Raw genomic sequence first — 14,312 nt, 5'->3', positions numbered from 1 at the left:
TAGTCCTTTACCGGCGATAGCCGATCACGTCCGGGCCATCGACGGTAAATCGTTACGCACGACCGTATCAGTCGTCGCCCGCGCCCGCCGTCGCGCCGCCCTCCCCCTCGACGGCCCGGGCCTCGCGGTCCGGGCGCGGTCCCTCGAGATCGACCGCTGGCAGGAGGTTCCGGAGGTACCGGCCGGTGTAGGAGTCCTCCTCGCGGGCGACCGACTCGGGGGTGCCACTGGCGACGACCCGGCCACCGCCCTCGCCGCCCTCCGGGCCGAGGTCGACGATGTGGTCGGCGTTCTTCACCAGGTCGAGCTCGTGCTCGACGACCACGACCGTGTTCCCCTGGTCGGCGAGCCGCTGGAGCACGTCGATGAGCTTGCGCTCGTCCTCGCTGTGCAGTCCGGTGGTGGGCTCGTCGAGCAGGTAGAGCGTCTCGCCGGAGTCCTTCTTCCCCAGTTCCTCCGCGAGCTTCACCCGCTGGGCCTCGCCCCCGGATAGCGTCGTGGAGGGCTGGCCGAGCCGCATGTACCCGAGCCCGACGTCCCGCAGGAGTTCGAGCCGGCGACGGATACCGGTGTGACCCTGGAAGAACTCGTAGGCCTCGTCGACCTCCATGTCGAGCACGTCCGAGATGGTCGCGTCCTTGTAGGTGACGTCGAGTGTCTCGTCGTTGTACCGCGCGCCGTCGCACTCCTCACAGGGGACGTAGACGTCCGAGAGGAAGTTCATCTCGATCTTCACCGTCCCTTGCCCGCCGCAGGCCTCACACCGGCCGCCCTTGACGTTGAACGAGAACCGGCCCTTCTCGTAGCCGCGCTGTTTCGCCAGCTTGGTCTCGGCGAACAGTTCCCGGATGTGATCGAAGACGTTCGTGTACGTCGCGGGGTTCGACCTCGGTGTACGGCCGATGGGCGACTGGTCGATCAGCCGGACCGTCTCGATCTCCTCGATCCCCTCGATGTCGTCGTGCTCGCCCGGGTTGACGTCGGTGTCGTTCATTCGCCGGACGAGCCCCTTGTACAGTATCTCGTGGAGCAGCGTCGACTTCCCCGAGCCCGAGACGCCGGTAACGGCAGTGAAGTTCCCGAGTGGGATCGGCACGTCGACGTCCTTCAGGTTGTGCTGGCGGGCACCCCGGACGGTGAGGTAGCCCGACGGCTCGCGGCGTTCCTCGGGGACGGGGATGGACTTCCGGCCGGCGAGGTAGTCACCCGTCACCGACCCCTCGGTGGCCATCACGTCCTCGACGTCGCCGTTCACCACCACTTCGCCCCCGCGCTTGCCCGGGCCGGGGCCCATGTCGATGACGTTGTCCGCCCGCCACATCGTCTCCTCGTCGTGCTCGACGACGACGAGCGTGTTCCCCAGATCCCGGAGCCCACAGAGCGTGTCGAGCAGGCGGTCGTTGTCCCGCTGGTGGAGGCCGATGGAGGGCTCGTCGAGCACGTAGAGCACGCCCACGAGCCCGGAGCCGACCTGCGTCGCCAGCCGGATGCGCTGGCTCTCGCCGCCCGAGAGCGTGGAGGCCTCGCGGTCGAGCGTCAGGTACTCCAGCCCCACCTCCTCCATGAACCCGAGCCGGGCGCGGATCTCCTTCAGTATCTCCTCGGCGATGGTGCGTTCGCGCTCGGTGAGGTCCGCCTCCATCCCCTCGAAGTGTGCCAGCGCGTCGCCGATCGACATCCGGCTGACCTCCGTGATCGCGGTCCCCTGGAACAGCACCGCCCGGGAGGCCGGCTTCAGGCGGGTGCCGTCGCAGGCGGGGCACGTCGTGGTCGCCATGAACTTCTCGATGTGGTCCCGGGCCCGGTCGGAGTCGGTCTCGACGTACCGCCGTTCGAGGTTGCCCATCACGCCCTCGAACCGCTGGGTCTTCTCGCGGGTACCGTTCTTCGTCTGCCACTCGAAGTGGACCACGTCGTTCGTTCCGTAGAGGAACTGTTCCCGCACCTCCTCGTCGAGCTCCTCGAACGGCGTCCGGACGCTCACGCCGAAGTGCTCGGCCACGTTGTCGAGCTGTCGGCGGTAGTAGTTCCGGTTGTACGACCACGGCTCGAACACCTCCTTGAGCGGTTTGGAGGTGTCCTGAACCACGAGGTCCTCGTCGACCTCCTTCGTCTCGCCGATGCCCTCGCACTCCGGGCACGCGCCGTGGGGCGAGTTGAACGAGAACGACCGCGTCTCGATCTCCGGCAGGTCGATGTTACAGTGGGTACACGCGAGGTCCTCCGAGAACGCGACGACGAGCCGCGAGTCGCCCTCGCCGGCCAGGTCGCCCGTCCGGCGCTCGCGGGTGCCCATCTCCTCGAACCCCTCGGGCGGGTCGGGGACGATCACCTTCATCACGCCGTCGGCCTCCTCCAGCGCCGTCTCGACGCTGTCGGTGATCCGCGAGCGCGCTTCGGGGGAGACCTTCACCCGGTCGACGATCACGTCGACGGTGTGGCGGTAGTTCTCGTCGAGGTCGGGCCGCTCGACGGCCAGATCGTACTCCTCGCCGTCGACCTCGACGCGGGCGTACCCCTCGCTCACGAGGTCGTCGAACAGATCGGCGAACGCGCCCTTCTGGTCGCGGACGACGGGCGCGGCGATCTTCGCCTTCGTCCCCTCGGGGAGTTCGAGCACCCGGCGGACCATGTTCTGGGCGCTCTGTTCGCCCACCTCCCGGCCGCACTCCGGGCAGTGGGGCGTCCCGACACGGGCGTACAGCAGGCGGAGGTAGTCGTGGAGTTCGGTGACCGTTCCAACCGTGGAGCGGGGGTTGTTGGCGGCGTTCTTCTGGTCGATGGAGATCGCCGGCGAGAGCCCCTCCACGCTCTCGACCTGCGGTTTGTCCATCTGGCCGAGGAAGTTCCGGGCGTACGCCGAGAGCGACTCGATGTAGCGGCGCTGACCCTCCGCGTACACCGTATCGAAGGCGAGCGAGGACTTGCCCGAACCGGAGAGCCCGGTGACGACGGTGAACTCCTCGCGGGGGATGCGGACGTCGACGTCCTCGAGGTTGTGCTCCGTGGCCCCTCGGACCTCGATGTAGTCCTTCGTCATTGGCAGAGGGAAGGACGGGCCGGGTGAAACCCTGTCGGTTGCGAGTGAAAGTAAAGCGCGGGCGACGGTCGACCATCCGGGCACATACCCGGGTTGTCACCGACGCCGCACGAGCATCGCCGCGAGGAGGGCGACGGCGAGGGCGGCGACACCGGCTCCGGCCAGCGGGAGGCTCCCCTGCCCGCTGGTGCTCGTCCCGGCGACCGCTCCCTCACCCTCCGACGTGGCGGCCGCGGACGTGGCGTCGTCGGTCGTCGCTGCGTCACTCGCTGCCGTCACCGTGGACTCGTCGGTGGGTGTCGCCGTGGGTTCGCCGACGACGACTGCTCCGGCCTCGCCACTGACGTTCATCCGGGTACCGCCGTCCGCGTCGATCTGGACGGGTCGGACCTCGATGGGGGTTCGGCCGGCCGACTCACCCTGGAGTTCGACGGTCGCCAGCGTGACGTCCGTCGCGCCGGCCTCGACGTTCCCCTCGACGTCGGCGGCCTCAAGTCGAACCGTCCGACCGCCATCGCTCACCGCGGGATCGGTCGTCAGCCCGAAGGCCCCGGTGTAGTTCGCGCCCGCGACGGTCGCCGTCTCGCCGTCGCCGACCGCGAGGACGAGTTCGTAGCCGGCCAGCCCGTCGGGGGCCGACGTGAGGACGACCCGGACGGTCGTCGTCTCGCCGGGATCGACGCTCGCGTCGGTGACCCGAACGGTCGGCCCCCCCTGTGCGGTGGCGGCTCCGACCGTCGCGAGAGCGAGTCCGAGCACGAGTGTGCAAGCGAGCGCGACGGCGAGTGTCGCCCGGAGGCGCTCGGGGAACGGGGGATCCCGGGGCGGCTGGTCGCGGGGGTCGTCGACGGTCGGCCGGAGTTTCGTGGTATCGGTGGTCATGTATGAAAAACCGTGTGCTGGGGCTGGCCGGTCGGGGCTCGTTCAGGTCTCCTCGTAGAGTTCGACGACGTCGTCGTAGTCGAGTTTCCCGTTCTCGTTGAAGTCGTAGGCCGCCTCGTTCATCCGGACGGCGTCGGAGTCGAACTGCTCGAACAGGAGGACGATGTCGTCGTAGTCCATCCGGCCGTTGCCGTTGACGTCCTCGTACAGCCCGTCGCCGTCGGGGTCGGTCGGCGCGTCGCCGCCGCCGACGGAGTCGATCGCCGACGGCCCGGTGACCACCAGACCCGATCGGGTCTCGACCTCGATGGAGTTACCCTCGTCGTCGTCCACGCTCCCGACCTCGATGGTGAGGTCCGTCGTCCCCGTGCCCGTCCCCTCGAGTTCGAGGGAGACGAGGGTGATCTCCGCGAGGTCGCCCTGAACACTCTTCTCGATGTCGGTAAACTGTACGGTGGCGGTCGAGCCGTCCTCGCTCACGGCCGTCTTCGTGAGACCGAACTCGTCCGAGACGGTCGCACCGGCGAACGTCGCGACCGACGTGTCCCCGACCGAGACGGAGAGGCTCCCGCCGGAGAGCCCGCCGGGGACCGACGACATCGTCAGGTCGACGGTGCCGGTCTTGCCCATGCCCACCGCGACCGAACTCACGCTCGCCATGACGTTGGGCTGGTAGACGTAGAGCCCGTCGTTGGGGTACGAGCGAGCGGGGCCGCCGAACCCGTCCTCACAGCAGAGCACGCGGCCGTCCCGCATCGTGTAGACGTTGTCGATGTTGCGGAGGGCGTCGTTCGCGTCCTCCGGACCGTCGGTGAAGTCGGGACCGGTGATGACCGGCTCGAGCGTCGAGACGTTGTAGTCCCGCTCCAGTTCGGCGCGGTAGACGACGCCGCCGTCGACGCGGTCCATCCGGATGTCGCCGGTGTCGTCCGCGAGGTCGTCGTTGAACTCGGAGATGCCGAAGTAGACGAAGTCACCGGGACCGGCGTCGTCGACGCTGTCGACGCCCTCGGCCTTGTTGAACTCGATGGAAGCGCCGATCTCCTTCGCGGCCGCCCGGGTCTCGAGGAACGGGATCTTCCGGAGCTCCTCGTCGACGCCGCCGGGGCCGTTCTCCTCGTACTGGCTGGCCCACTCGACGATCTCCTCGTTCGTGATGTAGTTCTGATTCCCGTTGGCGATGACCTCCAGGTCGGCCTCCCTGAGCGCCGCCTCGGGGTCCTCGCTCCAGCTCGTCTCGGCGTGGGTTTCGATGTAGTCGACCTGCGTGACGTCGTCGTACTCGGCGATCCAGGACTCGACCTCGCCGTTGGTCGCGTGGCCGAGTTCGATCCACTCGATCTCGAGGTTGACTTCGGCCGGGGAGTTTCGGGTACCGGAGTCGGCGACGCTGGCGGCGTCGTTGGTGATCTTCGGCGCGTAGAGCGTACCCGCGATGTCGTCCGTGTCCTCGTAGCTCGGGATCGGTTCGTCGGCGACGAACTTGTAGATCCCCTTGCTGTCCCCGTCCGAACAGCCGTAGACGGTCTTCAGGTCGCCAACGAAGTCCGGAGCCTCCCAGGAGGCCCGGCCCATCACGTAGTACTTGACCGCTTCCGGCTCGTCGGCCGCCGGCTCGCGGAAGTCGACGTGGTAGCCGTACCGATACGGATTCGGGAAGACGTCGCCGATCGCCGTCGTCCCGAGGTTGTTCTCGCCGTCCTGGTCGACCGGCTCCGCGCCGAGGTAGTACGCGAGGAACTCGACGCCGTCGAGTGCCCAGTAGCCCTGCGGGCCGAACGCCTCGGAGAGGTCGCCGTTCTCGGCGTACGTCTCGATGGCGGAGGCGATCTCGGTCGGGTTCGGCCGGTTCCAGAACTGACAGCCGCCGATGAGTCCCGCGCCGGAGCCCGCCTCCACGATGTCGCTGACCGTGTGAGTAAGATTGACCCGCGGGTGGGCGTAGTTCTCCTCGGACGAGACCATCGTCTCCCACGGGCTGAGGTCGCCGTAGCAGTTGATCCGGGTGCCGCCGTGTGCCCGGAGCGATTCGGTCTCCGTCAGGTTGATCGCGTTCTCGGTGTCGGCGCTCCACTCGCCGTTCTCGTCCTGGCTGATCGGAACCCGTGAGACGCAACCGGGACTGTTCTCCCAGTTGGTGAACAGGTACCCCTCGGTCCCCGCGTCGTTCGTCGCCACGAACTGGTTGCAGTCGGGGTTGGTCGCCGCGGCTCCGTACTGCGTGCCCGCGAAGTTCTTCTGGGTGATGTCGGTCCCGTCGGGCGTCTGTGTGACGCCGAGGCGCGACTCGCCGCCGTTGATCGGCTCGCGCCCCTGGATAAGGATCTCGTAGTCGCCGCTCGCGGACCGGACCTGCCGCTGTTTCTCGTCAGTGTCCGGGATCCCTACCTCGGTGAAGTCGTCGTTGTCCCCGTCGAAGTCGAACTGGAACCCGCTGAAGTACCCGACCGCCGCTCGGTTGAACGGCTCCGGATTGTCCCCCTCCGGGTGCTGCAGGCTGTACAGCAGCGATCCGTCTTGGAACACGAACGGGCCCGTCACCTCCGCCCCGAACGCCGTCGTCGAGAACCGTTTGAGGCTCCCCTTCACGCTCGGTGCGCCGGGGGTGTCGCTCTCCTCGACCTCCGTGGAGTGATCAGCACTCGCCACGCCGGCCACGCTGGCCCCGAGCGCGGCAGCCACGGACGTCTCCATCAACCGCCGCCGAGTCAGATCCACCATATTGCGTGCGGGTAGCCCCGGAGTAAGGATATGATATTTTATAATATTTCTCCGAACAGCCATGATTCGCCCGGACCGTTGCAGAGAGGTATGTATATGTTCGTACCGTATCAGAGAGTGAAACGAAGCATATATTTGCAGAAAAATTGATATGAAAATAGGGACACAGAGGTGGATTTCGGCCGCGTAGCTCCCATCGTTCGACGACCCCGCTGACAGTCGCGACCGAACCGCGCCGTGCTGATAAACGTTAGGGACTCGGACCATGTGTCCGTATTTGACAATTCGCCCGTGTCCTCGGACCCACGCCGTGTCTCCCGGTAGCTCGCTTCCGGACGGGACGTGTTCTACCCCGGTATAGCCGTTGGGAGTGGGTGTCGCCGGAAGGAAACGGGATCGCCAGCACCGTTCAGGCAGCGGTCCGTCTTCGGGTGGGGGGAGCCCGGGCTGCGAACGGGACGCGGGCGGTCACTCGATCCCGCGCTCCGTGACCCCCTCCCGGATGCTCGCGGCGCGTTTGCGGACGCGGGAGACGTACCGGTCGATCTTCTCGGGCTTCTCCCCGTAGAACGAGGCGATCCAGTTGCGATCGGCGTAGGGCTGCGTGAGGAAGTAGGCGACGAGCGTGTCCCGCCCGGCCTGGATGATCGCCGGCGGGACCCCGAACTCGCCGGTCCCCTCCTCCTGGAACCCGTTGGCGTCGAAGTAGACGTCGGCGTACAGCCTCGCGAGATCGGAATCCTCGAAGGTCACCTCGCAGTGCTCCGGTGCCTCGAACCGGTATCGAGGCCCGTCCTCCCCGTCGTACTCGACGATACGGACGTCCAGCACGTACTCCTCGATCACCGTCTCGTCGCTCTCCGCCGTGGTCGGTTCGTTGGGTGTCTGCATGGTCCTCGACGGCCGTCCCGGACCGCCGTCGTCCGGGGGCGCTACGGGTACGCGGTCCGCCGGTCGTCGCTTAATACTGTCGTAATTTCTATATATTCGAGACCGGACGGATCCGAAGATCTCGGGACCCCTCACGATCGCTATTGACCGCCCGTACGCGGGCCCGGTCGGCGCGGCCCCCGGTCGACCGGACGCCGCTCACTCCTCGGCGTCCGCCGGTTCACGCCGCGCGACCAGTCCGAGCCCCTCCCAGGAGATGACGGGGTCGCCGTCCTGGTTCAGGCCGGTGAGCTTCGAGCGGACCCGTCCGCGCGTGGGGTCGTTCGGATCCGGGTCCTTCTCCAGCACCTCGACGCGGACGGAGAGGGTGTCGCCGGGGTAGACCGGCCGCTTCCACCGGAGTTCGTCGACGCCGGCCGCGCCCATGCTGGCCTGATCTCGGAGGACGCCGTCGACGAGCAGCCGCATGCAGACGGCAGCCGTGTGCCAGCCCGAGGCGGCGAGCCCGCCGAAGAACGTCTCCTCCGCCGCCTCCTCGTCGAGGTGGAACGGCTGTGGGTCGTACTTCGTGGCGAACTCGATTATCTCGGCTTTCGTCATGGTCTTCGAGCCGTGCTCGGTGACGTCCCCGACCTCCATGTCCTCGTAGTAGTCCATCGCACGCGGGTGAGACCCCGGGAGGGAAGTAGGCTACGGCGGGACGGACGTGAAAGCGAGAGCGACAGGTCTAACTCGGCGGAGAGTTACGCTGAGGGACATGAGTGTCGGGACGGACGTCATCGCCGGGGTCGACCTCTCGGGCGACCGCTACGTGATCAAACAGAGCCTGATCCGGAACAAGTACGCCGTCGAGGACGGGGACGGCAACGTCGTCCTGAAGGGGAAGCAGAAGCGGTTCAAGATGCGCGAGGAGTTCCCGTTCACCGACCCCGACGGTGACGTCGTCTTCCGGGTGAAGGCGAAGAACGTGTTCGACATCGCGGGCGACTACACGCTCGTCGACGAGGCCTCGGGGGACGCCGTCGCCGTCATCGAAAAGCAGTTCACGCTGTTCAAGCACGTCTACCGCATCCGCTCGCCCGACGGCGACCTCTGGGCGACCATCGAGTCCGAGTCGACGGTCGTCATGGCGGCCAAGGAGTTCGTCGGCGTGCTCGGCCTGCTCCCCCACAGCTACTCCATCACCGGCCAGGATGGGAAGTCGCTGGGGAGCATCCACGAGCGGTTCTCGCTCCGGGACATCTTCGACGTGCAGGTGGCCGATACCGGCGACGTCCCCCGCGAGGCCATCGTCGCGGCGGCGTGCGCCATCGACGCCCTCGAGGACGACTGAGCGCCGTTCGAACACCGTTCGCCCACAGTCCTCCGGCGTGTCCCGGTCCCTGGCGACCGGCATCGGTCGGGACGGCCACATCCCTCGGCGAGCGCCCGGTTGCCGAGGTCCCGGCGTCGACCGGGACGGGGACCACGGGACCGAGTTCAGGGGGCTACCGTCGAGGAGTCGAGCGAATCCCGGGCGGGAACCGTCCCGGCGGCGATTATTCCCGAAAATCGGGCGTGCATTCGACCACAACCCATAGGTAGGCGCGTCTCACACGGACGACAATGCGACGTCGTGCCCTCCTTCGCATCGCCGGGCTCGGGGTCGGGCTGGGGAGCACATCCGCGTTCGCCTCGGGCGGTTTCGGCCGCGCCAGGGCACAGGAGGAAGAAGGGGAGGAGTTCGCCCCCCTCGGTTCGCTCACGGTCCCCGGCACGAAGGAGGGCGTGGTCGGTCCCGACGGACGCTACGCCTACCTCGCGGTCACGGACGGGTTCGCGATCGTCGACCTGGCCGACCCGGCGAACCCGGAGCTGGTCTTCGAGAACCGCGCTCCCCTCTCGGACCGCGAGGGCGACACGCTCCGGATGGTCTACGACGTCAAGCACGACCCGGCTACGGACCTGCTCGCGGTCGTCGGCCCGGCCAACCCCACCGGCGGGGACGCGTTCTACGGGCTCGTCACCTACGACGTGAGCGACCCGACCGCCCCCGCCCGGGTAAGGGTCCACGAGACCCCGTTCTACAACCACAACTGCGACATAAGCGAGGGGGTCGTCTACCTGTGCGGCAACGACGGCGAGCGGAACGCGCTCGTCACGGTCGACGGCGAGACGGGCGAACGGCTCGGGTCGTGGTCGATCGTCTCCGCCGACGAGCGCTGGAGCCGCGTCCGGCCCGGAAACTGGGTTCTCCACGACCTCTCGGTCTCGGATGGGATCGCCTACCTCGCCCACTGGGACGCCGGGACGTGGATGGTCGACGTCTCGGACCCGAGCGACCCCTCGCTCGTCGCCAAGGTCCGGGGGCGCGAACCCGGGGTCTTCCTCGACATGGGGAGCGACGTGGCCCGACGGGAGAACCTCGAACCGCCGGGGAACGACCACTACGCGGCCCGCGGCCCGGGCGACGTCGTGGGCATCAGCGTCGAGTCCTGGCAGGCGCAGAACTCGGACGGCGGCCCCGGGAGCGTCTACCTCTACGACGTCTCCGATCCGGAAGCGGCGACGCAGGTCGCGGAGATTCCGCCACCACCGACCGACGATCCGACCTACGGCGGGGTCTGGACCACGTCGCACAACTTCGAGTTCCGCGGCGACCTCCTGTTCACCTCGTGGTACGCGGGCGGGGTGAAGGTACACGACGTCTCCGACCCGTCTCGTCCTACCGAGCTCGCCCACTGGCGGGACGGGGATGCGGCCTGGTTCTGGACGGCCCAGGCGGCCACCTCCGAATTCTTCGTGGGGACGAGCCTCGGCAACAGCGTCTCCGACACCTCTGGCCGGAGCGCGGACGCCGGCATATACACGTTCCCGGTCGTGGGCGGGTCGAACGGGACGACGACGCCGGCCACGTCCACCACGACGACGACACCGGCGCCGGGAGGGAACGGGCCGTCACCGACCACGACGTCGACGGCCACCCCCTCACCGACCGCCACGACGACGCCGACCGTCACCCCTACCCCGTCACCGACCGCGACCGAGACGCCGACCGACACCCCTACCCCTACCCCCTCGCCGACCGCCACGCCGACACCGACGGACCCGGAGACGACGGCCAGCGAAGGTCCGGGGTTCGGTCCCGGCGTCGGGGCGCTCGGTCTGGGTATCGGGCTCGCGCTCCGCCGGTACCTCCGGGGCCGCGAGGACTGATCGGGGCGGGGTCCGGAGTCACCGACGCGGTCGCCGGGTGAGATGTGTGTTCGCGACGGGCCCCGGGGACCGCGATCCGCTTCGGGAACCACAATCCGTTACTCCCCCCCCACCGGAGACGCGGGTATGCAACTGGGTCTCATCGGGCTCGGGCGGATGGGTCGTATCGTCGCCGACCGGTGTCTGGCAGCGGGACACGAGGTGGTCGCGTTCGACGTCGACGAGGAGGCGGTGGCCGAGGCCGCCGAGGCGGGTGCCGAGCCCGCGGCCTCGATACCGGCGCTCGCCGACGCGCTCGGCGAGCGAAAGCGCGTCTGGCTGATGGTGCCGGCGGGCGAGGCGGTCGACGCCGCCCTCGCCGACCTCGAACCGCACCTGGACGACGAGGACGTGGTCGTCGACGGCGGGAACTCCCACTTCGAGGATTCGACGAGGCGGGCCGAGGCGTGCCCGGCGGCCTACCTCGACTGCGGGACCTCGGGTGGGCCGGCCGGGGCCGAGCTCGGCTTCTCGCTGATGGTCGGCGGGCCCGAGTGGGCATACGAGGAGCTCGAGCCGGTCTTCGACGCCGTCGCTACCGGACCCGCCGGGCACGATCGGATGGGCCCTTCGGGATCGGGCCACTACGTGAAGATGGTTCACAACGGCGTCGAGTACGCACTGATGCAGGCCTACGGCGAGGGGTTCGAGCTGCTCCACGAGGGCCGGTACGACCTCGACCTCGAGGCGGTTGCCCGGACCTGGAACAACGGCGCGGTCATCCGCTCGTGGCTGCTGGAGCTCTGTGAGGAGGCGTTCCGCGAGGAGGGCAGTTCGCTGGGGGACGTCGCCGACCACGTCGCCGGGGGCTCGACCGGCACCTGGACGGTCCAGGAGGCACTCTCCCAGGAGGTCCCGCTCCCGCTGATCTACGCGGCCCTCGCAGAGCGGTTCGGTTCCCGTAGCGAGGGACGGTTCTCCCGGCGGCTCGCCAACCGCCTCCGGTACGGCTTCGGCCGGCACGAGGTGAGGCGGGACTGACCGCCGAGCCGACGTCGCGCCGCTGGACGCCGCGTCTGACAATCACAACGCTATTGAATACGGTAACCGAACGCCCGCTCATGGTCGACCTGCTCGCAGTGGGTATCGGTGCGGTGCTCACCCTCTCGGTCGTCGTCCTGCACTTCTCGCGGGGGACCGAGCGCCCGATACCCGAGGACATCTCACAGGAGGTCATCGAGCGGCGCGCGGCTTCGGTGCCGGAGACCGACTTCCCCGAGCCGATGAACCGCTCCATCGGCGGTGGCGGCGTCGCGGCGGGCGCTATCGCCGGCGAGGAGGGGTCGGAGGGCGAGCTCGAGGAGAGCGCCGAGGAGGCCGGCGACGAGGACCCCTCGGCTATCCCGGACGAGGAGGCCGAGGTGTACGAGGTCGAGTACGTCAAGGAGGGCTCGACGATCGAGGTCAAGGAGAACGAGACGCTGCTCGAGGCCGGCGAGGACGAGGGCTGGGACCTGCCCTACGCCTGCCGCGAGGGCCAGTGCATCTCCTGTGGCGGCCGGATCACCGACGGCGGCAACTCCGAGGACTACGTCGTACACCACACCAACCAGATGCTCGGCGAGCCCGAACTCGACGACGGGTACACGCTCACCTGCGTGGCCTACCCCACCTCCGACCTCTCGCTCGAAACCCGCGAAAGTCCCTGACCGTAGATCCGACGCCCCCTCCCTCGTTTCGCCGGTTCGGTTCTCCACGCGTCCGGGTCGTCCGGAGCGCCATCCCGTCCGATTTTCCCGCTCATTCGGCCCGCAGTCCCCGATACCCGATCGTCGAGCCGGATACCGGACAGCGAGTCCCGGACCGAGCGTGCTTGAGAACGTCGGGCACACGTGCGTAAAGAAGGAGTATCGTGCCGTGTTCGCCCCGGTAGACGAGTGACCGACGCGGAACCGACCAGCAGCATTACACGGGGAGGCCTCGCCCGGCCGCTGTTCACGCTCGCGTGGCCCATCGTGGTCACGCAGCTGCTACAGGTGGCGTACAACCTGGCCGACACCCTCTGGCTGGGTCGCTACTCGACGGCGGCCGTGGGCGCGCTGAGCCTCGCCTTCCCCATCATCTTCCTCCTGCTCTCGGTCGGCGGAGGGTTCACTGTCGCCGGGAGCACGCTCGTCGCCCAGTACACGGGCGCGGGCGGCGAGCGGAGCGCGGGGAAGGCCGCCGGCCAGACGCTCTCGTTCGTCACGATCCTGGCCGTAGGCCTCGGGGCGCTCGGGTTCGTCCTGACGGGGCCGCTCCTCTCGCTGCTGCCCGCCGACCCCGTGACCGCCGAGACGGTCGTCCCGCTCGCGGCCGACTACATGCGGGTGTTCTTCCTCGGAACGCCGTTCCTGTTCGGCTTCTTCGTCTTCTCGGCGCTGATGCGTGGCTACGGCAACACGCGGACGCCGATGCGGGTGATGGCCGTCTCCGTGGCGCTGAACGTCGCCCTCGACCCGGTTCTCATCTTCGGTGTCCCCGCGCTCGGTGTCCCTGGTCTCGGCGTCGAGGGGGCCGCGCTCGCCACGCTGATCGCCCGTGCCGTCGCGACCGTCATCGGGCTGTACGTGCTGTTCGGGCTCGGGGCCGGCCCACAGGTGGAACTCGAACACCTCCGTCCCGATCCCGAGAGCGTCCGGAAGATCGTCGACATCGGGGCCCCCTCGGCGCTGGAGCAGTCCACCTCGGCGCTGGCGATGCTCACCCTCACGGGGATGGTCGTCACGTTCTCCCCGCCGGTCGTCGCGGCCTACGGGCTCGGCAACCGGCTCATCTCGCTCGTCTTCCTCCCCGCGATGGGGCTCGGCCGGGCGACGAACACGATGGTCGGACAGAACCTCGGCGCGGGCAACACGGAGCGGGCCGAACGGGCCGTCCACCTCGCGGCCGGCGTCGGCGCGGGCGTGATGCTGCTGGTCGCCGTCGTGGCCGTCGCGTTCGCCGAACCCATCGTGAGCGTCTTCATGGCCACCGGGACCGAGGCCGCCGCCGAGACCATCCGCCACGGCATCGACTACCTCCGGGTTCGCGCGGTCGAGTTCGCCTTCATCGGCGTCCTCCAGGTCGTCCTCGGGGCCTATCGCGGCGCGGGCAACACCCGGACCGCGCTGGGCTTCTCCCTGCTGTCGCTGTGGATCGGCCGGGTCGCGACCGTCTACGTCCTCGCCTTCCTGCTCGGCTGGGGCGTCTTCGGGGTCTGGGTCGGCATGGCCGCCGGGAACGTCCTCGGGGCGGTCGCCGCCGGTGCGTGGTTCACCCGCGGGACCTGGAAGCGGAGCGTCGTCGACGAGGGGGAGGAGATCGACCCGGATGACGACCGGTCGGTGACGACCGGCGGGGGCTGATCGGGGCGCGAAGAAAAACCGTTATACCGCCCGACGGGATACTCTGGAGGGAGGGCCCGTAGCTCAGTGGACAGAGTGCCAGGTTCCGGACCTGGTTGTCGTGGGTTCAAATCCCATCGGGCTCGCTGATTCTGCGAGGAACGGACGTGACGAGCGAATCAGCAGCGCCGGTGGGATTTGAATCAGGGAGGGCGCGCACAGCGTAGCGAGCACGTCCG

Annotated in this window: 10 protein-coding genes and 1 tRNA gene; 6 read left to right on the top strand and 5 right to left on the bottom strand. The window is 68.5% G+C overall.

What is annotated here, in order from left to right; genetic code table 11:
* Positions 1–67: 67 nt before the first annotated feature.
* The 5 genes from uvrA to WDJ58_RS04410 form a co-directional block, all read right to left on the bottom strand.
* Entirely contained in the window at positions 68–3,040 is a 2,973-nt protein-coding gene (gene uvrA, locus WDJ58_RS04430) for an excinuclease ABC subunit UvrA (protein WP_338916418.1), read from the bottom strand.
* Between the two features lie 96 nt (positions 3,041–3,136).
* A complete protein-coding gene (locus tag WDJ58_RS04425; RefSeq protein WP_338916417.1) occupies positions 3,137–3,922 on the bottom strand; it encodes a cell surface protein in 786 nt (261 codons plus the stop codon).
* Positions 3,923–3,964: 42 nt separating this feature from the next.
* Positions 3,965–6,643: an alkaline phosphatase PhoX gene (locus WDJ58_RS04420; RefSeq protein ID WP_338916416.1), complete on the bottom strand. Its 2,679-nt coding sequence runs from the start codon at positions 6,641–6,643 to the stop codon at positions 3,965–3,967.
* Positions 6,644–7,111: 468 nt separating this feature from the next.
* Entirely contained in the window at positions 7,112–7,534 is a 423-nt protein-coding gene (locus tag WDJ58_RS04415; protein WP_338916415.1) for a hypothetical protein, read from the bottom strand.
* 198 nt (positions 7,535–7,732) lie between these two features.
* Positions 7,733–8,191: a MaoC family dehydratase gene (locus WDJ58_RS04410; protein ID WP_338916414.1), complete on the bottom strand. Its 459-nt coding sequence runs from the start codon at positions 8,189–8,191 to the stop codon at positions 7,733–7,735.
* 100 nt (positions 8,192–8,291) lie between these two features.
* Here WDJ58_RS04410 and WDJ58_RS04405 point away from each other — a divergent pair, with 100 nt between their 5' ends.
* From WDJ58_RS04405 to WDJ58_RS04380, 6 genes are all read left to right on the top strand, one after another.
* Positions 8,292–8,867: an LURP-one-related/scramblase family protein gene (locus WDJ58_RS04405; RefSeq protein WP_338916413.1), complete on the top strand. Its 576-nt coding sequence runs from the start codon at positions 8,292–8,294 to the stop codon at positions 8,865–8,867.
* 272 nt (positions 8,868–9,139) lie between these two features.
* A complete protein-coding gene (locus WDJ58_RS04400) occupies positions 9,140–10,729 on the top strand; it encodes an LVIVD repeat-containing protein (protein ID WP_338916412.1) in 1,590 nt (529 codons plus the stop codon).
* 126 nt (positions 10,730–10,855) lie between these two features.
* On the top strand, positions 10,856–11,749 hold the full coding sequence (gnd, locus tag WDJ58_RS04395) for a phosphogluconate dehydrogenase (NAD(+)-dependent, decarboxylating) (protein WP_338916411.1): 894 nt from the start codon (positions 10,856–10,858) through the stop codon (positions 11,747–11,749).
* 80 nt (positions 11,750–11,829) lie between these two features.
* Positions 11,830–12,417, top strand: coding sequence for a 2Fe-2S iron-sulfur cluster-binding protein (locus WDJ58_RS04390; protein WP_338916410.1), 588 nt, complete (start codon positions 11,830–11,832; stop codon positions 12,415–12,417).
* A 228-nt stretch (positions 12,418–12,645) separates the two neighbouring features.
* Positions 12,646–14,094, top strand: a complete 1,449-nt coding sequence (locus WDJ58_RS04385) for an MATE family efflux transporter (RefSeq protein WP_338916409.1) — start codon at positions 12,646–12,648, stop codon at positions 14,092–14,094.
* 52 nt (positions 14,095–14,146) lie between these two features.
* Positions 14,147–14,219, top strand: a tRNA-Arg gene (locus WDJ58_RS04380).
* Positions 14,220–14,312 lie beyond the last annotated feature (93 nt).

The sequence above is a fragment of the Salinirubellus litoreus genome (assembly GCF_037335815.1).
Taxonomy (GTDB): Archaea; Halobacteriota; Halobacteria; order Halobacteriales; family Haloarculaceae; genus Salinirubellus; species Salinirubellus litoreus.
Note: the sequence above shows the minus strand (reverse complement) of the source record. Positions and strands in the feature narration are given on the sequence as shown.

Coding starts and splice junctions, on each gene's coding strand:
- uvrA (WP_338916418.1), bottom strand. CDS start 3,040: ATGACGAAGGACTACATCGAGGTCCGAGGGGCCACGGAGCACAACCTC.
- WDJ58_RS04425 (WP_338916417.1), bottom strand. CDS start 3,922: ATGACCACCGATACCACGAAACTCCGGCCGACCGTCGACGACCCCCGC.
- WDJ58_RS04420 (WP_338916416.1), bottom strand. CDS start 6,643: ATGGTGGATCTGACTCGGCGGCGGTTGATGGAGACGTCCGTGGCTGCC.
- WDJ58_RS04415 (WP_338916415.1), bottom strand. CDS start 7,534: ATGCAGACACCCAACGAACCGACCACGGCGGAGAGCGACGAGACGGTG.
- WDJ58_RS04410 (WP_338916414.1), bottom strand. CDS start 8,191: ATGGACTACTACGAGGACATGGAGGTCGGGGACGTCACCGAGCACGGC.
- WDJ58_RS04405 (WP_338916413.1), top strand. CDS start 8,292: ATGAGTGTCGGGACGGACGTCATCGCCGGGGTCGACCTCTCGGGCGAC.
- WDJ58_RS04400 (WP_338916412.1), top strand. CDS start 9,140: ATGCGACGTCGTGCCCTCCTTCGCATCGCCGGGCTCGGGGTCGGGCTG.
- gnd (WP_338916411.1), top strand. CDS start 10,856: ATGCAACTGGGTCTCATCGGGCTCGGGCGGATGGGTCGTATCGTCGCC.
- WDJ58_RS04390 (WP_338916410.1), top strand. CDS start 11,830: ATGGTCGACCTGCTCGCAGTGGGTATCGGTGCGGTGCTCACCCTCTCG.